General features: G+C 43.8%; 20 protein-coding genes. 15 read left to right on the top strand and 5 right to left on the bottom strand.

Translation table 11 applies throughout. The annotated features are described in order from the left end of the window. Positions 1–274 precede the first annotated feature (274 nt). Positions 275–1207 (top strand): threonine/serine dehydratase, encoded by a 933-nt coding sequence (locus ACFSKO_RS12620; protein WP_380252069.1) that lies wholly within the window; start codon positions 275–277, stop codon positions 1205–1207. Positions 1208–1311: 104 nt separating this feature from the next. Here ACFSKO_RS12620 and ACFSKO_RS12615 read toward each other — a convergent pair whose 3' ends face one another. Beyond that, on the bottom strand, positions 1312–1704 hold the full coding sequence (locus tag ACFSKO_RS12615; RefSeq protein WP_380252067.1) for a DM13 domain-containing protein: 393 nt from the start codon (positions 1702–1704) through the stop codon (positions 1312–1314). Between the two features lie 200 nt (positions 1705–1904). On the opposite strand from ACFSKO_RS12615, the gene ACFSKO_RS12610 reads away from it, so the two are divergent. The 6 genes from ACFSKO_RS12610 to ACFSKO_RS12585 all read left to right on the top strand — a co-directional run bounded on the left by ACFSKO_RS12610 (position 1905) and on the right by ACFSKO_RS12585 (position 7931). Next, positions 1905–2495 carry a TetR/AcrR family transcriptional regulator gene (locus tag ACFSKO_RS12610; protein ID WP_380252065.1) on the top strand — a complete coding sequence of 197 codons (591 nt, stop codon included), beginning with the start codon at positions 1905–1907 and terminating at the stop codon, positions 2493–2495. A gap of 216 nt (positions 2496–2711) precedes the next feature. Beyond that, positions 2712–4490 (top strand): sensor histidine kinase, encoded by a 1779-nt coding sequence (locus ACFSKO_RS12605; protein ID WP_380252063.1) that lies wholly within the window; start codon positions 2712–2714, stop codon positions 4488–4490. A gap of 168 nt (positions 4491–4658) precedes the next feature. After that, positions 4659–5570, top strand: coding sequence for a DMT family transporter (locus ACFSKO_RS12600; protein ID WP_380252061.1), 912 nt, complete (start codon positions 4659–4661; stop codon positions 5568–5570). A 59-nt stretch (positions 5571–5629) separates the two neighbouring features. Continuing rightward, positions 5630–6625, top strand: coding sequence for a hypothetical protein (locus ACFSKO_RS12595; RefSeq protein WP_380252059.1), 996 nt, complete (start codon positions 5630–5632; stop codon positions 6623–6625). 160 nt (positions 6626–6785) lie between these two features. After that, positions 6786–7712, top strand: a complete 927-nt coding sequence (locus tag ACFSKO_RS12590; RefSeq protein ID WP_380252057.1) for a PA0069 family radical SAM protein — start codon at positions 6786–6788, stop codon at positions 7710–7712. 3 nt (positions 7713–7715) lie between these two features. Continuing rightward, positions 7716–7931 carry a hypothetical protein gene (locus ACFSKO_RS12585; protein WP_380252055.1) on the top strand — a complete coding sequence of 72 codons (216 nt, stop codon included), beginning with the start codon at positions 7716–7718 and terminating at the stop codon, positions 7929–7931. 51 nt (positions 7932–7982) lie between these two features. Here the strand turns inward: ACFSKO_RS12585 and ACFSKO_RS12580 are convergent, their stop codons facing one another. Next, a complete protein-coding gene (locus tag ACFSKO_RS12580; protein ID WP_380252053.1) occupies positions 7983–8477 on the bottom strand; it encodes a DinB family protein in 495 nt (164 codons plus the stop codon). Between the two features lie 112 nt (positions 8478–8589). Between ACFSKO_RS12580 and ACFSKO_RS12575 the strand changes: the two genes are divergently transcribed. Both ACFSKO_RS12575 and ACFSKO_RS12570 read left to right on the top strand, forming a co-directional pair. Then, entirely contained in the window at positions 8590–9450 is an 861-nt protein-coding gene (locus ACFSKO_RS12575; protein ID WP_380252051.1) for a GNAT family N-acetyltransferase, read from the top strand. A gap of 144 nt (positions 9451–9594) precedes the next feature. Beyond that, positions 9595–9993 carry a DUF983 domain-containing protein gene (locus ACFSKO_RS12570; RefSeq protein ID WP_380252049.1) on the top strand — a complete coding sequence of 133 codons (399 nt, stop codon included), beginning with the start codon at positions 9595–9597 and terminating at the stop codon, positions 9991–9993. A gap of 5 nt (positions 9994–9998) precedes the next feature. On the opposite strand, the gene ACFSKO_RS12565 is transcribed toward ACFSKO_RS12570, so the two are convergent. After that, a complete protein-coding gene (locus tag ACFSKO_RS12565) occupies positions 9999–10430 on the bottom strand; it encodes an Lrp/AsnC family transcriptional regulator (protein ID WP_380252047.1) in 432 nt (143 codons plus the stop codon). 167 nt (positions 10431–10597) lie between these two features. Between ACFSKO_RS12565 and ACFSKO_RS12560 the strand changes: the two genes are divergently transcribed. Further along, positions 10598–13633, top strand: a complete 3036-nt coding sequence (locus ACFSKO_RS12560; protein WP_380252045.1) for an aminotransferase class III-fold pyridoxal phosphate-dependent enzyme — start codon at positions 10598–10600, stop codon at positions 13631–13633. An 82-nt stretch (positions 13634–13715) separates the two neighbouring features. Here the strand turns inward: ACFSKO_RS12560 and ACFSKO_RS12555 are convergent, their stop codons facing one another. Further along, positions 13716–14615, bottom strand: a complete 900-nt coding sequence (locus ACFSKO_RS12555) for a DMT family transporter (RefSeq protein WP_380252043.1) — start codon at positions 14613–14615, stop codon at positions 13716–13718. A gap of 210 nt (positions 14616–14825) precedes the next feature. On the opposite strand from ACFSKO_RS12555, the gene ACFSKO_RS12550 reads away from it, so the two are divergent. From ACFSKO_RS12550 to ACFSKO_RS12540, 3 genes are all read left to right on the top strand, one after another. Beyond that, complete coding sequence (locus ACFSKO_RS12550) at positions 14826–15701, top strand: helix-turn-helix transcriptional regulator (protein WP_380252041.1); 876 nt, start codon at positions 14826–14828, stop codon at positions 15699–15701. Between the two features lie 108 nt (positions 15702–15809). Beyond that, the gene (locus tag ACFSKO_RS12545; protein WP_380252039.1) at positions 15810–16403 is read left to right on the top strand and encodes an NADPH-dependent FMN reductase; all 594 of its coding nucleotides are present in this window, start codon (positions 15810–15812) and stop codon (positions 16401–16403) included. 92 nt (positions 16404–16495) lie between these two features. Continuing rightward, positions 16496–17062, top strand: coding sequence for a D-sedoheptulose-7-phosphate isomerase (locus ACFSKO_RS12540; RefSeq protein ID WP_380252037.1), 567 nt, complete (start codon positions 16496–16498; stop codon positions 17060–17062). A gap of 9 nt (positions 17063–17071) precedes the next feature. Here the strand turns inward: ACFSKO_RS12540 and ACFSKO_RS12535 are convergent, their stop codons facing one another. Continuing rightward, complete coding sequence (locus tag ACFSKO_RS12535) at positions 17072–17767, bottom strand: D-glycero-alpha-D-manno-heptose-1,7-bisphosphate 7-phosphatase (RefSeq protein ID WP_380252035.1); 696 nt, start codon at positions 17765–17767, stop codon at positions 17072–17074. 463 nt (positions 17768–18230) lie between these two features. Here ACFSKO_RS12535 and cysD point away from each other — a divergent pair, with 463 nt between their 5' ends. Both cysD and cysN read left to right on the top strand, forming a co-directional pair. Then, entirely contained in the window at positions 18231–19124 is an 894-nt protein-coding gene (gene cysD, locus ACFSKO_RS12530; RefSeq protein ID WP_380252277.1) for a sulfate adenylyltransferase subunit CysD, read from the top strand. Further along, on the top strand, positions 19124–21022 hold the full coding sequence (gene cysN, locus ACFSKO_RS12525) for a sulfate adenylyltransferase subunit CysN (RefSeq protein ID WP_380252033.1): 1899 nt from the start codon (positions 19124–19126) through the stop codon (positions 21020–21022). Before cysD ends, cysN begins: the two co-directional genes overlap by 1 nt. The last annotated feature ends 200 nt before the right edge of the window (positions 21023–21222 follow it).

Below are 21222 nucleotides of genomic sequence, written 5' to 3'. Positions count from 1 at the left end.
TTACGTTTACCAGTAAAGGCAGGGGAAGAGAAATTATCATAATTTGGTTGAGCATCAAAAACTTGATAATCAACATTGGGTGTTTCTGTTCATAGTAAGACTTGCCAATGATATAGAGAAATCTATTGGCAAAGGCATGGCAAGTAACTGGGCAAGGTGATATTTAATGTTCTGGGTTACTTCGTGTTATTTTCGTCTACTCTTTTAATGGGAAGATTTCTTCCTACATATTCCTGTGCTAATGAGAATTTATAATCAGTTAAGGGCAAATTTTGTGACAGAATCGATTACACAATCATCCATTCTCACTTCGTATGAACTCATTCGTGAACACATCAGGCGGACGCCAATTTTGCGAGTGCCTGCTGGTGAATTAATTGAGGATGTGCCCGTTACTCTGAAATTTGAGCAGATTCAACATGCTGGGTCTTTTAAGACAAGAGGGGCATTTAATGCGTTTCTTTCTTCTGACGTGCCAGAGGCAGGCGTCATTGCAGCCTCTGGCGGAAATCACGGTGCAGCAGTTGCCTATGCGGCATATAAGCTAGGTCTTCGCGCTGAAATTTTTGTACCTAAGATTATTTCATCAGCCAAATTAGCAAAGCTTGAAGAATACAAAGCCAAGATTAATATCGTCGGAGATAATTTCTCCGAAGCACTTGATGCCTGTTTTGCAAGACAGAAAGAAACTGGGGCCAAATTACTTCATGCCTATGACCAAGCTGAAATTGTGTCCGGGCAGGGTACTGTTGGTCTTGAGTTCGAAGAACAGGCCCCGGAGTTGGACAGCCTTCTCATTGCGGTTGGCGGGGGGGGATTAATCGGTGGTGTCTCTTCATGGTACCGCGGAAGAGTAAAAGTTATTGCCGTTGAGACCAAAGGCACCGCGACGCTGCACTCTGCACGAAAGGCTGGACAACCAATTGGTATATCTGTTTCAGGTCTCGCTGCTGATGCGTTAGGCGCAAGTACAATTGGTGCAATTGGATATAACGCCGCGCAAGAATTTGTGAATAAATCGATTCTTGTTTCAGACCAGGATGTTGCAGATGCACAGCGTTTGTTATGGGAGAACTTTAGACAAGTTGCAGAACCTGGAGGAGCAACAGCCTTGGCGGGGCTGTTGTCGGGCGCTTATAAACCGGAATCAAACGAAAAAGTAGGAGTTTTGGTTTGTGGAGGTAACGTGGATTTATCGAAATTGTAATTTTGAGCTTATCGTAAAGTCAAAAACCTCGACAGTGATCAAGGTTATAGGAAAACGGCCAATCAGCGATGATTGGCCGTTTTGAATATTTAAATGATACTTGCCTAGTTCAAATTAGCAACGCCAAGGGGGACGTCAAATTTTTCACACCAAACATAAATTTCATTATATTTGGTAGGATCAATTGAAGCAGGGAGTTTGTATTCTTGATGCCCAGTTTTGTTTAGTAGAGGGGTAAATAACGTACTTTTGTCTATACCGTTCTTACCAAATGCCAGCTTTGGGTCTGGGGCACCATCAAGAGAGAAGTTATCGGCGAGGATAACTTTATATCCTCCGTGACCATCCTTAACAATTTCGACGCCGCCAGTTGTAATATGGTCACTACGTCCTTCAAAATTACCTTGTGATACCGCGTTGTCTGCCACAGCGGGTGCGAATGAAAATGTTGAAACTGCTAACACAGCAACGGCAACAATTTTGAATAGCTTCTTCATTATTTTCTTCTCCTAATAGTATGTGACCGTTTGGTCCCTAATTTGTCGCGCGCTTGTTTTTTGCGGCGTCTCGAGTAATATAAGGTTAGGAACCGTTTGGTCAAAAACACAAAGTCGTGATCTTTTCACTTGGGTGTTTGCTCAGGATGGTTCTGAGAGTGTTTTTTGTAGATGCTATTAGATTGTAAAGGGGTGTCGTTTTGGCACGACCGCGTGAGTTTGATTTAGATCGTACGCTTGAGAAAGCGATGAATGTCTTTTGGAACAAGGGGTATGAAGGGGCGAGTCTAAATGATCTGCTTGAAGAAATGCAAATTGCCCGAGGAAGTCTATATAAGGCTTTTGGTGATAAGCGTAGATTGTTTATTGAAACGTTAAAATACTACGACAAAACCTGTATCACTGCTGCGGTACACCTTTTGAAGGATGAAACCATTCCAGAGGGGGGGCAGAGGATTGCCCGGTTGATGGAAAGTATTGCTTTAGCCGTTGAAATAGAGGGTGATCGACGGGGGTGCTTTCTTTGTAATTCAGTTGTAGATCAAGCACCACATGATACGGAGATTGAAGGTGAGTGTCAGCGTATGATGAGAAGGATGGAAAGCGGTTTTTTTGTTGCCTTAAGAGCATCAGATCAATTCCATGATTTAAATGAAAAGGACCTCATGGAAAATGCTCGTAACCTGAATGTGACCTATAATGGGCTGCGGGTCATGGCAAAGGCTGGCTATCGAGCAGAGGATATTCTTACGGCAATTCATACGGCTTTACGGGAAACAAAAATAACTTGAGTTCAAAACCTTCCTCAGAGATCAGCTATGAAATGTGTATTAATAACTTTTACATCTTAGGGGTGTATCTTTGATGAATACTCAATCATTCTGAGTGTATTCGCTGAAAAAATTGATGTTTGGTAAATGTAAGATTCTATCAAGATTCTATATCGAGGGGATATTCGCTTTTTATGTTTTTCGACGGTAAGTCTCTGACGTGTTTTGGTGTTCGACATGACAGTTTATAGTGGTAATTCTTTAGACAAATTCAATAATGATCCGTCAGAGTCTGGAGGAGAAGAGGCGGGGCCTGTTTATAAAGGCTTGAGCCGGCTTCATTTAAGGTGGCGGATATACCTTGTTGTATTGTTTTCGGTAGCTCTTTTTGTTTTTGGGGGAACGCTCGCGGTCTATATATTAGAAGATGAGCGAGCGACTTTAGAACAAACTCAAAATTATCAAGCAAGGCGGCTTTCTGACTTAACCGAGATCTTTCGAAGATTAACTGACGCGAATAGCAACCTTTCTGTTTTACTTTCCAGAACCGGGGACGATTTTCTGAATGATCAATTTTCAAGAGCATCTCAACCCTATATTGAAGAATTAAACAGCATTCATAAGTTGCTTGAAGAAATTAGCCAGGATTCGAAGCTGGAAGAACAAGAAAAACGGCATCTTGCTAATGTGGTTGATCGTTTGGATCGTTATCAACTCGTGATTAAATCTACGACAAAGTTAACAGATCGAGGGCATTACCTTCCATTGACACAGATGCGTGAGGCAAGTGACTGGTTTTTGCAGATCTCGGAAGCTTTTGGGGAATATGTTGATTACTACAGTGAGCGTACCGAAGGGGATATGGGCGCTCTTTTACAGCGGTATTCTTTTTATATTCCACTTTTTATATCCTGTATGGCTCTTGGGTTGTTTGTTCTCGGTGGATTAGCGTGGAGTGTTGCGTCGTCAATTGTTGCTGATCTTTCTCGTGTAACAAAAACCCTGGGGATGTTGGCTGAAGGTCGGAATGTTGGACAATTGGAAGGAATGGAGCGACAAGATGAGTATGGAGATATTGCTCGGGCTGCCGATCAGTTTCGTCATAACCTTAAGAGGCTGGATGATTTGCGGCACCTACAACGCAATGAAAGTATCCTTAAGTTAAGGATTGAAGAACTCAATGAAGCTGAAACACTGCTTGAAAGCCAAGTTAAGTTTCTCAGAAATTTTGCCCAAAATCTTGATGAAGCACGACAAAAAGCACAATCGGCTGTCCGGTCAAAAAATCAATTCCTTTCCAATATGAGTTACGAACTCCGATCTCCATTAAACACAGTTATCGGGTTTTCTCAGATTATGTCTCAGGAAATGTTCGGCCCGCTTGATAATCCTCGTTACAAGGAATACGCAAGACAGATAGAGGATAGTGGGTCTCAGCTTTTACAATTAGTCGATGACATATTTAATCTTGCCGAGTTGGAAGCGGGTAAAATTGAGTTACAAGAAGATACTCATAACGTTAAAGACTTATTTGACACTTGTGAGCGCGTCGTTAGCAATCAAGCAAGAGAGGCTGGGATAACTCTTTCCTCGCAAGTTGTTCCTGAAAATCTTGGTTTGCTTTGTGACATGAGGGTTATTCAACAAGCAATGCTCAATCTTTTGTCAAATGCCCTGAAATTTACGCCACCAGGTGGCGAAATTGTGCTTTGGGCAGGGTTGAATAACGTTGGTAATGTGTGTTTAACGGTCAACGATACTGGCAAAGGAATGGACGAAGTTTCCTTAAGCGAGGCTGTTGATTTATATTCGCAAGGGTCATCTGCATTGATGCGTGGAAAAAGAGGAATTGGTCTTGGTTTGGCTCTTACGGCAAGTTTCCTTGAGTTGCACGATGGACGCTTGAATATTGATAGTGAAGTTGGGAAAGGAACGCAAATTACCTGTGTTTTTCCTGCTGAAAGAACGATCCTTCCAGTCGATCTTGAACAAGGTTTAGCCGAAGCGATTACCTGATGTTCCGAGTTTGGACCTCTTTAGAATTTCAGGTGTTGTGATCGAGGGTCTTTATAATTGAGTTCAAATTTTCCTTACTTGCTGCCGAATTGGGTTTGACGTAGCTTCACTGTAATTTGAGTTCTGTTTGATATTGAAATTCAAATATTTATTTAAAGTGAGGTTGGTATGTCTTCTCCGCGCTGGGCTTTTGTGTTCCTGATTTCAGCACAGCTTTTATGGGCTGGAAACTTTATTGTCGGGCGTGCGATTTCGACAGAAATTTCACCGCTAACCTTATCCTATTGGCGTTGGACCATAGCTCTTATCTGCCTTTTACCTTTTACAGTGCCTGCCTTGATTAAAGATTGGCATTTGTATCGCCCTGTTATAGGGAAGATGGTTGTTCTTGGGCTATTGAGTGTTGCTTCTTTTAACACTCTTTTATATTACGGATTGCAAACCACGCCGGCGACCAATGCTGCACTTTTTAACTCGATGATTCCCGTTATCATTATCGCTATATCATTTTTGGTTTTTCGCGAACGTATTCGGCCACTTCAGATTCTGGGAATTGTGATTTCTTTTTGTGGCGTTTTGACCTTACTTGTTCGGGGAAATCCTCAAAATTTAGTTGGCTTGTCGTTGAATAGTGGTGATTTTTTTATCCTTGGGGCGGTTCTTAGTTGGTCTTTGTACTCTGCCCTGATGCGTTGGAAACCTGTTGGCGTTTCACCCTTCTCCTTCATTCTGCTAAATGTTCTCATTGGCGAAGTCGTTCTTACGGTGCTTTATATGCCGGGATGGATTGACGCGGCGCCTCTTGAGTTTACTCAGAACAACCTGCTTGCCGTATTTTATGCGGGAATACCTGTATCGATTATTGCCTTTCTCTGTTGGAATGAAGGTGTAAAACATGTCGGTGCCAGCCTTGCCGGACAGTTTATTCACCTTCTCCCTATATTTGCGGCAACTCTGGCCATTTTCTTGTTGGGGGAGCAACCTGAATATTATCATGGAGCCGGAGCGTTGTTAATCGGTTTTGGAGTCTGGCTTTCCGTGCGAAAGAGCCGACGAGCTAAGTTGATCGAACCCATATAGGGGTAAGTAATTTTAATGGGTACAGGATTTATTTGCTCTGACATGGTGGAGAAAATAACATGCCGTTGATCATTAACGGGATCTTTTTTGTACTTTCGAAAATAGGCGCCCGGGCATCTCTGATCTTGGCAATAAGTCTGCCCGTTGGGGTAATTTTACCAGAAATAGTAAGTAAAAGCCTTTTGCCCTATCTACCTCACATCATTGTTGGGTTGATAACAGTTGCCATGATCAGGGTTGATTTAGGCCGGGTGATATTGCATCTCAGAAAACCAATTGGTTTGTGTGCTTCATTAGTTCTTCTCATGGTTATCATCCCTTTTGGGATGAATTGGTTAGCGGGGTTTCTGGCGCTTTCATTACCATTGCATATGGCCTTGGTTTTTATGGCCTGTGCACCTCCTTTGGGGTCAGCACCTAATCTGGCTTATCTTCTGAAATTAGATGCCGAACTTGTCTTTAATGTAACGATTGCAGGCACTCTAATTTTACCTCTAATCGCTCCGATTATGGTCGGAATAACCCTTGGGAACGATATCGGCTTTGATAGCTGGGCTTTGTTCTCTCGTTTGATTGTTACCGTTGGCGCATCAATTTTTCTTGCGGCCTTCGCTCGAAATTTTTTTGGCCAAGAGGGTATTAAGGCGAATGAGATTGCACTCGACGGCTTAAGTACTTTGATTATGGTGTTATTCGTCGTCGCAGCGATGGGGGGTGTAACCCACATACTCGAAACGAACCCCATGCAGGTTTTGTATCTGCTTGGCATTGTCTTATTGGCGAATTTTGGGGCGCAGGTGGGTTTCTCTTTTTTTGGAATGATTATCGAAAAATTCTGTCCGGAGATGTCACGAAGACAATCTTTGTCTTTTGGTATGGTCGCCGGAAATAGAAACCTTGGCCTCTTTGCCGCAGCGATCCCCTTAACAAACCTTGAACAGATACTTCCTTTTCTCGCGCTTTATCAGGTGCCAATCTATCTAACTCCTATGATTGGGGGGCTTTTTTACCGCTATTTTCTTAACCGAACTTCTATTTTTAAGATTGCTGATTAAAGTAACCCCTGTCTCTGGTGAAATTCTTCTTAGTGGAGAAAGAAACAGTTTGGATTATTGTGATGATTGATATCCCTTATTTAACTATTTGAAAGTGATAGTATTTTGTGGATATTAAAAATAATGTTCACTTTTTGTTCCGAATACGGTAGCTTACGTAATGGGACAGCAAAAGCACAATGACGAAGTTCAACATTACACGGAATTAACAGGTGAGCTTCACCCGGCAGCAATACGTGGTCGGGGGGCGCGAACCAATAGAGTTGGACGGTTTGAACGTGAAGAACGCCTACGTGTTGATGATGGTTGGGGTAGTCTGGACGATGCCAAAGAAACTAAGACCAAAGTTTTTTCAGACCCCAGTCGCTCGGTAATTTCGAAGAACTTATCTCCTGATATTCCCTTTGACCTATCCTTTAATCCTTACAAGGGGTGTGAGCACGGTTGTATTTATTGTTTTGCGCGACCTTCGCATGCTTATCTGGGACTATCACCAGGGGTGGATTTTGAACGACTTATCTTTGCTAAAGATGATGCGGCACGGCTTTTGACACAAGAGCTGTCGAAGGCGTCCTATCGGTGCAAAGTTATTGCTTTTGGGGCAAACACAGACCCTTACCAACCTATTGAGAAAGAACAAACAATTACACGGCAAGCGTTGGAGGTCTGTGAAGCTTTTAACCAACCCGTCGGAATTATCACGAAGGGCTATCTGGTAATGCGCGACGCCGATATCTTAGAACGTATGGCCCGAAAGAATTTGATTTCTGTTGCAATATCCGTGACGACCCTTGACCGCAAACTGGCTCGAACGATGGAGCCACGTGCTTCGACGCCCATGCGCCGACTGGACGCGGTAAGGAGGCTCACAGCTTTGGGCGTGCCAGTTTCAGTTTTGATGGCCCCGATCATTCCTGCGTTAAACGACCATGAAATAGAGCGTGTTCTTGGACTATCGGCACGTGCTGGAGCTGTAAGTTGTAGCTATGTCCTGTTGCGTCTGCCTGGTGAAATTCGTGATCTTTGGATGGAATGGTTACGTATGCATTATCCAGATCGGGCAAATCGGGTGATGAAGATCTTGTAGTCCATGCGGGGAGGAAAGGATTATGATGCGAGGTGGGGCAAGCGGATGAGAGGGGAAGGCGTTTTTGCTAAATTGATTGCAGATCGGTTCGCCTTGTCGCGGCAAAGATATGGTCTCAATCGACGCTCACTCCGTCAACTTGATACAGAAAGCTTTGCTGTACCAAAACAGTATCAAAAAACTCACAAATCCGCAGAGCAAATGGATCTATTCATGTGAAGAGTGAGGCACTAATATGTCGACGACTAATTATAAAAACGGGCAAGGATGTTAATCGTTGGCGCGCATATAATACATGATATCCAGTGAGGGGGGAGGGACGTCTGTTTGACTTAATAAACAGTGAACTTGGCCGCGATGATGGGTTTGATGGTTAAAGATATGACGTATTATAATGTCCATGGGATCACTATAAAAGTCACCGGCAACGTTTTTATAGTCAAGTACACCATCTAGGCGAGCTTGAGTGATTTTCTCTGCAAAGGAAATGATCCTTTGATCTTCTATTGTTCGTGCAGAACTCAAATTATTGAAGTCGTCGTACAGTATGTCACCGAGCCCGAGATTTTCGAGAACATTTTCCAAGCGGCCAAACCAGATACGATCACCAACAAGGATATGATTTAATGTATTATGGATCGACCCAAAATAACTTTTTCGCTCTAATTTGTATTCTGTTTCGGACAGCTGTGAACAAGCCAGGTAAAGAGTTTCGTTTGCCCAGGCATTATAGTGCGAGAGATGAATTATTTCTTTTGGGGTCATGACCGAGAAGTTTCCAAATTTTGACACATTTTTTTGCTACTTTCTGCATGGCATGAAGCCAGACAGACCTCTATCTTAACACCGTAATTTACTACTCTAAAAGGTTAATTTCGTGACACAAGAGATATCCAAAAAACATTTCGAGATAAGGTTGGTTACGGAAGACGAAGTTCAGTTTCTGTGTGATCTTGCCGCTGGAGAAGGATGGAACCCCGGCTTGCGTGATATTCAGTGTTTTTATCAAGCGGATAAGACGGGGTTTTATATCGGTCTTTTTAATGATGAGCCCATTGCCTGTATTTCTGCGGTGAAATATGGCTCTGATTATGGGTTTATCGGTTTTTATATTGTACGAGAACCATGGCGTGGCAAAGGTTACGGACTTCAAATTTGGAATCATGCGATGGCAAGCCTTGAAGATCGAATCATTGGGCTTGATGGTGTTGTGGACCAACAGGATAACTATATTAAATCAGGATTTCGTCTTTCCCACCGAAATATTCGCTTTGAAGGTACTCCCGTTGTGGATCTCCCGACGACAAAATCGTTAGTTGATATACGGTCTTTGCCTGAACAGCAGGTAATTGTTTTTGATGAAAAGTATTTTTCCGGTAATCGACAATCATTCATGAAAGCCTGGCTTAACGAAGAAGGCCATGTGGGATTTTCCTATATAGAAAAAAACGAAATTCAAGGATATGGTGTTATTCGCCCCTATTCAGATGGGTATAAAACTGGCCCTCTTTTTGCGGAAACCCCAGAGATTGCAGAGATTATTTTTCACGCTTTGTGCAATAAGGTCGATGGCGGGAAGATTATTCTGGACGTACCTGAAATTAACGCAGCGGGACTTGCGCTTGCGGAACGTTTTCAACTGATGCAAAGTTTTGAGACTGCACGGATGTATAAGGGAGAAAAACCTGATCTTCCACTTGATAAAATCTATGGCGTTACCTCTTTTGAATTAGGGTAAGTGTCTTCTGGTCGGGTGCTGCGACGTTGTGAAGCGCTCGATTTCTCTCGTGCAAATCGTTAATTGTCCCTATTTTAGATGTAATAAATTTAACTCTACTCATTCGATGGCTTTTGAGGGGAGTTGATAAAATTGGGAATTAACATGCAAAACATCGACACCGACGAAAAAAAATATCCAAAGCTACCCGCAATGAAAACAGGAACGCGAGGTAAGTGCCCACGCTGTGGAGAGGGAAAGATCTTCAAGGGTTTTTTAACGGTCGCTCCTGGATGTGATACGTGTGGGTTGGATTATTCTTTTGCTGATCCGGCGGATGGTCCCGCATTTTTTATCCAGATGTTGTTTTGTATCCCGGTGGTTATTTTTGTTCTCTGGTTCGAGGTGAAAATAGAACCACCGCTTTGGGCACATTTGCTCACAACTGTACCTATGATTTTGGTGACTTGTGTGCTTCCTCTGCGTCCGCTCAAGGGGTGGTTAATTGCAAGTCAGTTCTTTTTTAAAGCCGAAGAAGGTCGATTGGTGAAGGACGACGATTAGAGTCTTTAGGCGTCGAGCTCTCGATTGAGTACAAGCGAAGTCTGTAAGTCAGCGACAACAGGGTTTAGCGATATCCTGTTTCTTATTTCATTCAAGGCTTGTGTACTTTGAGCTTGAACTTCTACTAATAAATCGGGGTTCCCGGCGAGAGAATAGCAGCGAAGGACTTCTGGAAAACTTGAGATTTCTTCGATGAGGTCGACGGCAGGCGTCTTTTTTAATTTTAAAAATAAAAAAGCGCCAAACCCCTTGGTCGTCGCATTTTTTAATTCAACACGGTAGCCCGTGATAATTTGATCTTCTTCCAGTTTTTGTAAACGGTGACGCACAGTTGAGCGTGCAAGATTTGTTTGCGTAGCGATCCCCTTGATCGTTTCGCGCGCATTTTTCCTGAGCACTTGAATGATCTGTCTATCTGTTTCGTCCAATTCACGCATGGCAGTTTATTCTTAAAGTTTTAGGGGAGGAAGGCCGAAGTTTGCGAGAGACTATCAGGCACCTATCATAAAAACAATCGAAGGCGCATAATGGCGAAAGATGCCGCCATGAAAATTGCTTATAGTAACCCGAGTGAATCAATGTTTTTGGGTAAGGTGTGCTGTAAATGTCTGTTAGTTCTCTTCATAAATACAATACGAGCGAAGCTGAGTTTTTGTTCCAGGAGTTTTACGGGCTGGAAACCATAGCAACTGCTTTACCAAGTGAACGAGATCAAAATTTTCGGGTTTCGACTGTTGATGGTAAATCCTATGTTCTGAAGCTCTATGCACCGGAAACAGATTTTAATTGGTTAGACGCACAGGATAAATTGTTAAAAGAACTGGCCAAGAGAGCGCCAGATTTACCTTTGCCCAGAATGTTGACAAATAATAAAGGCGCGGTGACCCGTAAAATATCAGACCCAAAAGGTGACGTACGGTTTGTTCGCGCATTGACCTGGCGAGAAGGAGAGGTTTGGAGTAAGGCAGCAGAGAAACAAGATCTCGATTTTACTCAAATTGGTCATCTGATGGGGCGTATGGATGTCGCCCTAAAATCGTTTATTCACAATGGTGCCAAGCGTTCGTTTTTGTGGGATGTTGCCCAAGCTTCTGCTCATAGAGCATTTGTGCATATGATTGAAGACGAGCAGACTAGGAATATTGTGATGAATATTCTAAATTTGTTCGAGGAAGAGACATCCAGCAAACTGAGTCGATTACCTAATCAAGTCATACATAACGATGCTAATGATTATAACATATTGGTTGATGAAGACGGCATCATCAGTGGACTGATTGACTTTGGCGATTTCATTGAAAGTCATAAAATTTGCGAACTTGCGGTGGCTTGCGCTTATGCAATGTTGGGACAAAGTGATCCTATCGGTAAGGCATGTGATGTCGTATCAGGTTACCATGCTGAAAATCCACTGTCAGAGGAAGAGATTGCACTACTTTATGATCTTATCCGTGTTCGGTTAGCTGAATCTATTTGTATGGCGGCACAGCAACATGCCGCTGATCCTGAAAATGAATACCTGCTGATCAGCCAGAAAGATGTTCGGGGATTGCTCTCTTGTATGGAGAAAATAAACTCAAAGGTTGTGCATTACCGTTTTCGGGATGTTTGTGGTCTGGAAGCATGTAAAGGTTCTCGAAAATTGGTGCAATGGCTTTCAGCTCATGCAGATGAAATTGGGCCAATCGTCCAACATGATCTTTCCCCGGATAATGTTCTGGTTCTCGATCTTTCGCCTATTTCTGTTAATGATGAAGGCATTCCAAGAAGTGCTGAAGACGCCACCAATGTTATCTTTAAGATGATGGAAGAGGCGGGTGCCGCGGTTGGTGTCGGAAGCTATCTCGAAGACCGGGATGTCTATAAGGGAGACTTTTTTGAAACGGTCGATCCGGACGAAAAACGTACAGTACATCTGGGTATTGATCTTTTCTTAGCTGCCTATGAGCCACTCCATGCTCCTTTGGATGGTATCGTGCGTGTCCACAATGACAATACGCGCGATTATGATTATGGTCCTGTGGTTATTCTGGAGCATAAAACGGATGACGGGCAGGTCTTCTATACCAAGTATGGGCATTTGAGCCGGACTTCGCTTGAGCTTTGGGAAGATGGCAAAGAGTTTAAAAAGGGAGACGTTATCGGATTTTTGGGACCGTATCCAGAGAATGGAAATTGGGCACCACATGTGCATTTCCAACTACTTCTCGACCTTATGGATATGAAAAATGACGTATGTGGTGTGGCCGCGCGGAGTGAAATCAATGTTTGGGCTTCTGTCTGTCCAAGCCCGAACCTTATCTTGGGGATGAAAACCAAATGCCAAGGCGACGTGGTTCGCACCTCTAAAAATATTCGATCTGAACGCGCTCGTCACCTCAGTCCAAACCTGAGTTTGTCATACAAAGATCCTTTGAAAATTACGCGAGCCGAGAGACAGTATCTCTATACAGATCAAGGTGAACGTTATTTGGATATGGTGAATAACGTGTGCCACGTTGGGCATTGTCATCCGCGTGTTGTCGCAGCTGCGGCCGAACAGATGCCTGTGCTCAACACCAACACCCGCTATCTGCACGACAATGTTGTAAATTATGCACGCGAACTGTTATCGACCTTCCCTGATCCTTTAGAGGTTTGCTTTTTTGTCAATTCCGGCAGTGAAGCAAATGATCTCGCGCTTCGATTGTCACGCAATTACACCAATAGTGAAGATATGCTCATTGTTGACCATGCTTATCACGGCAATCTTACATCTTTGATCGATCTCAGCCCCTACAAGTTTAATCGCAAAGGCGGTAAGGGCTGTCCTGATCATGTGAAGATTTGCCCGATGCCTGATGGTTACCGTGGTCCGATCAAAGGAGACGATCCTCAGTGCGGTAGCAAATACGCCGATATGGCGATTGAACAGCTCAGGGCGCTAGAAAAAGAAGGTAGGAAGCCAGCAGCTTTTATTGCGGAATCTTTACTTGGTTGCGGAGGGCAAATTGTCTTGCCGCAAGGATATCTCGCCAAGGTTTATGATGCTGTTCGTGAAGCTGGTGGACTTTGTATTGCGGATGAAGTTCAAGTTGGCTTCGGTCGTGTGGGAAGCCACATGTGGGGTTTTGAGCTACAGAACGTGGTACCGGATATTGTTACATTGGGGAAACCGATTGGAAACGGGCATCCATTGGGGGCAGTGATTACCACGCGTGCAGTCGCTGATGCTTTCTTTAACGGGATGGAGTATTTCAACACCTTTGGTGGGAACCCTGTTTCTTGTGCAATTGGTCTTGAAGTCCTTCAGGTCCTGCGGGATGAACGCTTGCAAAACAATGCCGCCCGCGTAGGGGCGCATATGATGAATAGCCTAAAGGAAATGGCGGGGCGACATTCCTTAATTGGAGAGGTTCGTGGCCGTGGTCTGTTTATCGGGGTTGAGCTGGTACGTGATGCTCAATCCCTGGAACCTGCAACGGTTGAAGCAAACCGCGTGGTGAACCTGATGAAAGACCGCGGTATTCTACTCTCTACGGATGGTCCCTTGGACAATGTTGTGAAAATCAAACCTCCGGTTTGTTTTTCAATGGAAAGTGCGGATGAATTCCTTTGTGCATTTGACAGTTGTATGGGGCTCGTTGGCGAGAAACCGTAAGCACAAGGTTGAGTGTTTCATAAAAACGCAGGCGCTTTTCAGACCAGAAGCTCCTGCGTTTTGTCTTTGTTGAGTGAAATGTTTAAGTGAGAGCACTTTGTTTGACCGGGTGTGATTTCTTTTTTGCAAAGATTACAAGGTTACCAGCAAGGGCAAGGCCCACGCCTATAAGAGCAAGAGGTGTCCAGTTATATCCTTCGAAAATTGTTGAAAGAGATAAGGCGACAATTGGAAAGAGTACGGTGCTATAAGCGGCTTTTTCTGCGCCGACACGGCCTATCAGTCTAAGATACATGGCAAAGCCAATAATTGTACCGGGGACGGCAAGGTAAAGTAAGGAGCCAAGGTACTTTGTTGTCAATTCCAGCTCGAAAGTGTAGCCGTGGAGCAGGCCCCAGATGCCAAGGGTGACGCTCCCGTAAACGAGAGCATAAGAATTTGCGGTTAGGACATCTCTGCCTTGTTTTTGTTGGTGTTGTGAGACCATGTTGCCCAACGAAAAAGAGTAGGTTCCGCAAATGGCAAGCAAGAGGCCAGTGATGTTTGATCCGGTCCAGTCCCCGTTGATAAGGTCCGTCCAAAAAAGAGCACAAACTCCTGTAATGCCAAGGCTTGCGCCGAATAGGGATCGAGAGGAGGGTTTTAGGCTGTTAAAAATAAAGTTGTTGGCCATATTGAAAACAGTGGACAGAGAAAAAACAACAGCAATGAGGCCGCTGGAAATGTAAATGGCAGAGTTATAAAAAAAGAGAAAATTAATGCAAAATAGGAATAAGCCCTGAAGAACAAACCACTTTTGCTGTGAGAGAGGGACCCATTTTAAGCGACCAAGAATGAGCATAACGCTTATTTGAATAAAAGCGGCGAGAGCAAAGCGGTAAAAAGCGGAAACCTCTACCATGACATCTCCCACTTGAAAGGCGATTGCCAGCCAGGTCGTGCCCCAAATTAAAACTGTACTAAGATATAAGAGAGCGGTCACAGTAGTATTCCAAATCATTGATATAAATACATTGTTGTTCATCATGATGAAGGGGGCGATGAATCTCGTCGGATGTTAGCGCAGTTTTAAGGGGCGTTATATCATCAACCTGTGCTAAATTTCATATTCTTGCGGTTAATTTCACAGGATTACTTCACTTGCCCGAGGGCCTCAGTTAACTTGGCCGTCTTGAGTATTAGGTAAAAAGTTATGCGGCCAGAAGAGCTATACGTATACAAAACCCTGTTAGAAGTAGGTGCAAAGTCTGGTCAGTCCACAGATATTGGCCATGGGTTGTCCTTGGCGACATGGATGAACGACGATAGTTATGCGGAATATGAGCGCGCAAGCCATCATACGCTAAGTTATTATATCCAAGGTGGTAAGAAGACACGTCGTCATTTTGGGGAGCATTCAGTTGGAAGAGGTCATCCTGGCGCAGTTTGTGTGATGCCAGCGGGTGTGGAATCTGAGTGGAGCATTGAAGCGCCATTTCAATTTATGCATCTATATTTTGATCGAAACGAGTTCGATCGCCAAATAGCTGAAAGTTATGATGTTGATCCGGCACTTGTCGAGCTTCATGATCTGACGTTTATAAGTGATCCTGTTATCGAGCGTTTATGTCGTGATGTGATTATACCTTTGGATTGGCAAAACCATGCGGACAAGATGAGTCTGTCTCTCGCTGGACAATTACTCGTGCAGCACTTGTTGCGAAACTATACCAATCGGGAACTCTCGCCCTCTCCTAGCCGCGGTGGTATAGCGCCATTTGTCTTGAAAAGAGTCCGTGATTTTATTGAGACTTCCCTTGATAGAGGAATTACGGTGGGGGAACTGGCAGGTATAGCAGAACTAAGCCCCTTTCATTTTACGCGTATGTTCCAACAATCCGTGGGGGTAAGTCCTCACCAATACGTACTTGGTCGTCGGATTGAAAAAGCCAAAGATCTTTTGGGTGAGAATGAATTTTCTCTTACAGAAGTTGCCCAAATCTGCGGATTCAGTAGTCAGAGTCACTTGACCACGCGGTTTCGATGTACAACTGGAATGACACCGAAGTCCTTTCGGCGGCTTTCTTAGAGCTAGGCCTTTCAACTGCTGAAAAGCTTGATCTAAGCACAGTTCCCCCTTAAATCATGGAGTAATGTTTTATATAAACTTAAAGGGTTTAAGCCCTAGGGGAATTTTATGGCTGTTTCGAAAGACCAAGAAAAATCATTTCACATTATTGCTGTCGTTGGCAGTCTTCGCAAAGGGTCTTACAATCGAGCTCTTCTGCGTGAAGCAATGAAAGCTGTGCCTGAGGGTGTGACGATTGAAGCGTTTGATAAAATTTCTGATCTCCCATTTTTTGATGAAGATATTGAGGCGGTAGAGACACCCGATGTCGCGCTTGAATTCAAAGCGGCGATAGGGAAGGCGGATGGTTTGTTGATTGTCACTCCTGAATATAATTCTGGTTTGTCTGCAGTTCTTAAGAATGCCATTGATTGGGCTTCTCGAGGATCACCGTCCATATTTAAAAACCTTGCGGTTGGTATTATGGGGACAAGCCCAGGGGCGATGGGGACTGTTAAAGTTCAAGCACAGTTAAAACAAAGCCTGGGTGGGCTTGGGGCTTATCCTCTGGCTGCGCCTGATTTTGTATTACCTCTTTGTAAAAGTAAGTTCGATGAAAACTTAAAGCTTACGGATGAGACAACGGCTGAACGTTTAACCAGTTATCTCGAACGGTTGCGGGAACTTGGCACCTGTCTCGCGGCTATTCGTGAGAAATCGTAATCTGGTTACTGGAAAGATTTTGCTGCGGATGTTACATCGAATAAAGTGTTCATTACGCGTGCCAAGAATTGACGTTATTTAGGGGTTCTACTGTGTCATTTGAAAATTATTGCCAGACCGTTGTTGAAAATTTTGAAGCCTTAGGTGCTTTGGAAAAGGTCATGGAAAATGCCGCAGATATATGGGTTCAAGCGTTAAAACGGGGCAATAAGATTATTTTTTGTGGAAATGGAGGCTCTGCCTCTGATTCGCAACATCTAGCAGCAGAACTTGTCGGGCGTTATATTCTTGAACGAGATTCGTTGCCATCAATCGCTCTGACCGTTGATACTTCTGCATTGACGGCGATTGCCAATGATTACGGCTATGATCAAGTTTTTGCCCGCCAACTAAGTGGCCTTGGCAAGTCAGGGGATGTTTTTGTCGGTATTACAACAAGCGGTAATTCGGCAAACATTCTAGCCGCGGCTAAAGTGGCCAGGAAAATGGGTATCTCGGTAATGGGCTTTACGGGGCAAAGCGGAGGTAAACTTGCCGAAGTCTGTGATCTCTGTATCAAAGTACCATCAGATGCCACTAACCATATTCAGGAAATGCACATTGCCGTTGGTCACTATCTCTGTGGGATCGCGGAAAATCGTTTGAGAGACGAAGTTTAAGTTTTATTCTTAGGCAAAAAAGATGGGTAGTTCCGAGCTATCGGCGATAGAGCTTCCCGTTCTTACTTTGTAATGTTCAGTTTCGTGCTCTCTGGCTAGGGATACTTCGCCTGAACGATTGCCGTGACCTGTAAGAACGTGAAGACCACCAGCTAGACCAGCATTAAGCCCTGCTTCTATATCAGAAGCCCGATCACCAACAATCCAAGAACGCTCTAAATCAATGTCTAGCATCTGTGTAGCCCGAAATAACATACCGGGTTGAGGCTTTCGTGCTTCATGATCTGGGTGATCGCCCCATATAGTATCTCCTTTTTGATGAAAAGGGCAGGCAAAAACGGCATCGATATGAGCACCTTCTTTTTCAAGGTCGTCATGAAGTTGACGTTGGACAGAATCAAATTCTTTCCAGCCAAACATACCATATGCAATACCTGCTTGATTGGTTACCATGATCACAGGAACTTTCTTCTTGTTGGCCTTTGCAATGATATCAGCTGCAGCCTGAATTAGATGAACATCCTTTGGGTTTTGTAAGTAGTTGACCTCTTTAACAATGACGCCATCACGATCAAGAAAAAGTGCAGGTAACTTATTCGCCCCTTTTGGAGTTGAGGGAAAGGGCGAGGATTGATTTCTGTTTTCCTCCCATACGCCAGTTTGGCTGACATAAGGATAATCCGTGGATAAGAATATTGAAGTCATAATATGTTTCAATTCATAGACAAGGCCGTAAAGTTATATAACCTGTCTACACAAGCGAATACAGGTGGTTTTAATGATTTTTGATGTTAAATTTAAATACAATATTTATATGTATATAAGGTAATTTTACTATTGTTTAATTTTTGAATTAATTTTTTGCACAATGATTTTGAGTTAAGTTATTCAAATATTAAAGTTAATTTAAAATGATAATTTATCAAAATTTTAGTGTTAAATAATTATTTTTCTCTTTTAATGTTGTTAAACGTTCTGTAAGTACTAAATTACAAATTCAGTGGTGAGGTAATTATTATTATCTCATTTTTTAGTGTTGAATAAAGGGGGCTCTATTTTGCATCTCGGTCTTGACTTATGTTGAGATTTTAGCTGCTTAAGGGGCATACTTTTTATATATTTACCTGCTTATTGGTAGGACTCGGAGATAACGGTGAGCGACCCGTACCTGACACATTTGAAACAGTTGGAAGCTGAGAGCATCCATATTATCCGTGAAGTTGCTGCAGAGTTCAGCAATCCGGTCATGCTCTATTCCATTGGTAAAGATTCAGCTGTTATGCTGCACCTCGCGCGTAAGGCTTTTTATCCGTCTAAGCCTCCATTTCCATTGATGCATGTCGATACGACATGGAAATTCAAGGAAATGATCGCTTTTCGTGACAAGATGGCTGCGGAATACGGTTTTGATCTCATTGTTCATACGAATGAGGAAGGTCGTCAAAAGGGGATGAGTCCTTTTGTTCACGGCTCTGGCTTGTATACCGACGTGATGAAAACTGAGGCCCTGAAACAGGCTCTTGATAAGTACAAGTTTGATGCAGCCTTTGGTGGTGCTCGACGGGATGAAGAAAAATCTCGGGCTAAGGAACGTGTTTTTTCCTTTCGATCAGAAAACCATCGTTGGGACCCCAAGAACCAACGCCCTGAACTTTGGAATACTTATAATGCACGGGTGAAGCCGGGTGAATCTATTCGTGCCTTCCCTATCTCGAATTGGACCGAACTCGATATCTGGCAATATATTTACAGCGAAAATATTCCAATTGTACCGTTGTACTATTCAGCGAAGAGGCCGGTTGTTAAGCGCGATGGTATTTTGATCATGGTTGATGATGATCGCATGCCACTTGATCAGGGGGAAATTCCAGAACTCAAATCAGTTCGCTTTCGAACCCTTGGGTGTTATCCACTGACCGGTGCTGTTGAGTCCGAAGCAGATACCTTGCCTGAAATTATCCAGGAAATGCTGCTGACAACAACATCTGAACGTCAGGGTCGTATGATTGATCACGACGAGGCGGGTTCTATGGAAAAGAAAAAGCAGGAGGGCTACTTCTAATGGCCCATCAAGATAAATTAATTTCGGAAGATATTCTCGCTTATTTGAAAACTCATGAAGAGAAGAGCCTTTTGCGCTTTATCACTTGTGGTTCGGTTGATGACGGGAAGTCGACGCTAATTGGTCGTATGTTGTATGATTCAAAGTTGATTTTTGAAGATCAGCTAGCTGCAATCGAAAGCGATAGTAAAAAAGTTGGCACCACGGGCGATGATATTGATCTCGCCTTGTTGGTCGACGGCTTGCAAGCGGAGCGTGAACAGGGCATCACGATCGATGTCGCCTATCGTTTCTTTTCTACCGAGAAACGGAAATTCATTGTTGCGGATACGCCCGGTCACGAGCAGTACACGCGGAACATGGCAACGGGGGCGTCAAGCGCTGAACTTGCATTGATCCTTGTTGATGCGCGTAAAGGCGTTCTAACCCAAACCCGTCGCCACAGCTATATCGTGTCGTTATTGGGGATCAAAAATGTTGTTTTGGTCGTCAATAAAATGGACTTGGTTGATTATTCACAAAGCCGTTATGACGAAGTTGTTGAAGAATACCTGGAGTTTGCCAAGAAACTGGATATTCCCAACATCATCACAACACCAATCTCTGCATTGAAAGGTGAGAACGTAATCTCTCCAAGCGAGAAAATGCATTGGTATCATGGGCCAACCCTGTTAGGTCATCTTGAAACAGTTGATGTCACAACTGACATTGCTGCGACTGACTTTCGTATGCCTGTTCAGTGGGTTAATCGTCCTAACTTGGACTTTCGAGGGTTTAGCGGAACGATTGCGTCCGGCCGTATCAAGCCGGGAGATAAACTGGCGGTTTCTCCATCGGGGAAAACCTCGCTCATCGATCGGATTGTGACTTTTGATGGCGATCTTGATGAGGCGATTGCAGGTCAAGCTGTCACGCTCACGCTCAAAGATGAGATCGATATTAGTCGTGGTGATGTCTTATCCAAAGCAGATGCCGTTCCTGAACTTAGCGATCAATTGCGGGCACACATCTTATGGATGCAGGATGAGGAGATGCTTCCGGGGCGGCCTTATCTTTTGAAGACAGCCTCGACCACAGTCCCTGTTGTTATCTCCGATTTACATCACAAGGTGAATGTAAACACCCTTGAAGAGCAGGCGGGAAAAACGCTTGAACTTAACGAAGTCGGTGTCTGTAATCTGGCTTTGGACCGGGCTATTCCGTTTGATGCCTATAAGGACAACCGTGAAACTGGGTCTTTCATTCTGATCGATCGTTATACCAACTCAACCGTGGGTGCGGGGATGATTGATTTTGGTCTGCGTCGGGCGCGTAATATCGTTTGGCAAGAAATGGATATTAGCAAGGCAACCAGAGCCGAGCAAAAGGGGCAAAAACCTTGCGTTCTTTGGTTCACGGGTCTTTCCGGAGCGGGTAAGTCTACGGTTGCCAATCTGGTTGAGAAAAAACTCTTTGCCGAAGGTCGTCATACCTACACCCTTGATGGGGATAACGTGCGTCATGGCCTGAACAAGGATCTTGGTTTTACGGATGCGGACAGGGTTGAAAACATTCGGCGCGTATCTGAAACTGCAAGTTTGTTTGTCGATGCAGGTTTACTGGTTCTGGTTTCCTTTATTTCTCCATTCCGGAGCGAACGCCGTATGGCGCGCGAGCTGATGGGCGAAAAAGAGTTCATCGAAGTTTTTGTCGATACACCACTTGAGGTTTGTGAAGAACGTGATCCCAAGGGGCTTTATAAAAAGGCGCGTGCAGGTGATATCAAGAACTTCACAGGGATTGATTCTGCTTATGAACCTCCCATTAATGCTGAGATTGTTCTCGCTGGTGATAACACTAGTCCAGAGCAAATGGCCGATCAGGTCATCGCTGACTTGAAAGGACGCGGTTATATTTAAGTGATAGCGAGCACGTATAAATTTTAATACCTTAAAAAGGAGCTGGAGTTTTCAGCTCCTTTTTATTTGTTCTTTTTTTAAGGCGAAATCGTCGCTTATTAATACTACTTTAGCCAGTAATGTGTTTTACTGACTGTAGAACGAAGAACTGGGATAATATTTGATATCTCAAAAATGTGACTTTCAAGTGAGGCCTTTAG

This window comes from Kiloniella antarctica (assembly GCF_042682825.1).
In the GTDB taxonomy this organism is placed as follows: domain Bacteria; phylum Pseudomonadota; class Alphaproteobacteria; order Kiloniellales; family Kiloniellaceae; genus Kiloniella; species Kiloniella antarctica.
The sequence above is the reverse complement of the archived record's forward strand: the minus strand, read 5'-3'. Positions and strand labels throughout refer to the sequence as shown.

Bases quoted from the DNA above. Each gene is read 5' to 3' on its own strand.
- ACFSKO_RS12615 (WP_380252067.1), bottom strand. From the start codon at position 1,704: ATGAAGAAGCTATTCAAAATTGTTGCCGTTGCTGTGTTAGCAGTTTCA.
- ACFSKO_RS12605 (WP_380252063.1), top strand. From the start codon at position 2,712: ATGACAGTTTATAGTGGTAATTCTTTAGACAAATTCAATAATGATCCG.
- ACFSKO_RS12600 (WP_380252061.1), top strand. From the start codon at position 4,659: ATGTCTTCTCCGCGCTGGGCTTTTGTGTTCCTGATTTCAGCACAGCTT.
- ACFSKO_RS12595 (WP_380252059.1), top strand. From the start codon at position 5,630: ATGCCGTTGATCATTAACGGGATCTTTTTTGTACTTTCGAAAATAGGC.
- ACFSKO_RS12590 (WP_380252057.1), top strand. From the start codon at position 6,786: ATGGGACAGCAAAAGCACAATGACGAAGTTCAACATTACACGGAATTA.
- ACFSKO_RS12585 (WP_380252055.1), top strand. From the start codon at position 7,716: ATGCGGGGAGGAAAGGATTATGATGCGAGGTGGGGCAAGCGGATGAGA.
- ACFSKO_RS12580 (WP_380252053.1), bottom strand. From the start codon at position 8,477: ATGACCCCAAAAGAAATAATTCATCTCTCGCACTATAATGCCTGGGCA.
- ACFSKO_RS12570 (WP_380252049.1), top strand. From the start codon at position 9,595: ATGCAAAACATCGACACCGACGAAAAAAAATATCCAAAGCTACCCGCA.
- ACFSKO_RS12565 (WP_380252047.1), bottom strand. From the start codon at position 10,430: ATGCGTGAATTGGACGAAACAGATAGACAGATCATTCAAGTGCTCAGG.
- ACFSKO_RS12560 (WP_380252045.1), top strand. From the start codon at position 10,598: ATGTCTGTTAGTTCTCTTCATAAATACAATACGAGCGAAGCTGAGTTT.
- ACFSKO_RS12550 (WP_380252041.1), top strand. From the start codon at position 14,826: ATGCGGCCAGAAGAGCTATACGTATACAAAACCCTGTTAGAAGTAGGT.
- ACFSKO_RS12545 (WP_380252039.1), top strand. From the start codon at position 15,810: ATGGCTGTTTCGAAAGACCAAGAAAAATCATTTCACATTATTGCTGTC.
- ACFSKO_RS12535 (WP_380252035.1), bottom strand. From the start codon at position 17,767: ATGACTTCAATATTCTTATCCACGGATTATCCTTATGTCAGCCAAACT.
- cysN (WP_380252033.1), top strand. From the start codon at position 19,124: ATGGCCCATCAAGATAAATTAATTTCGGAAGATATTCTCGCTTATTTG.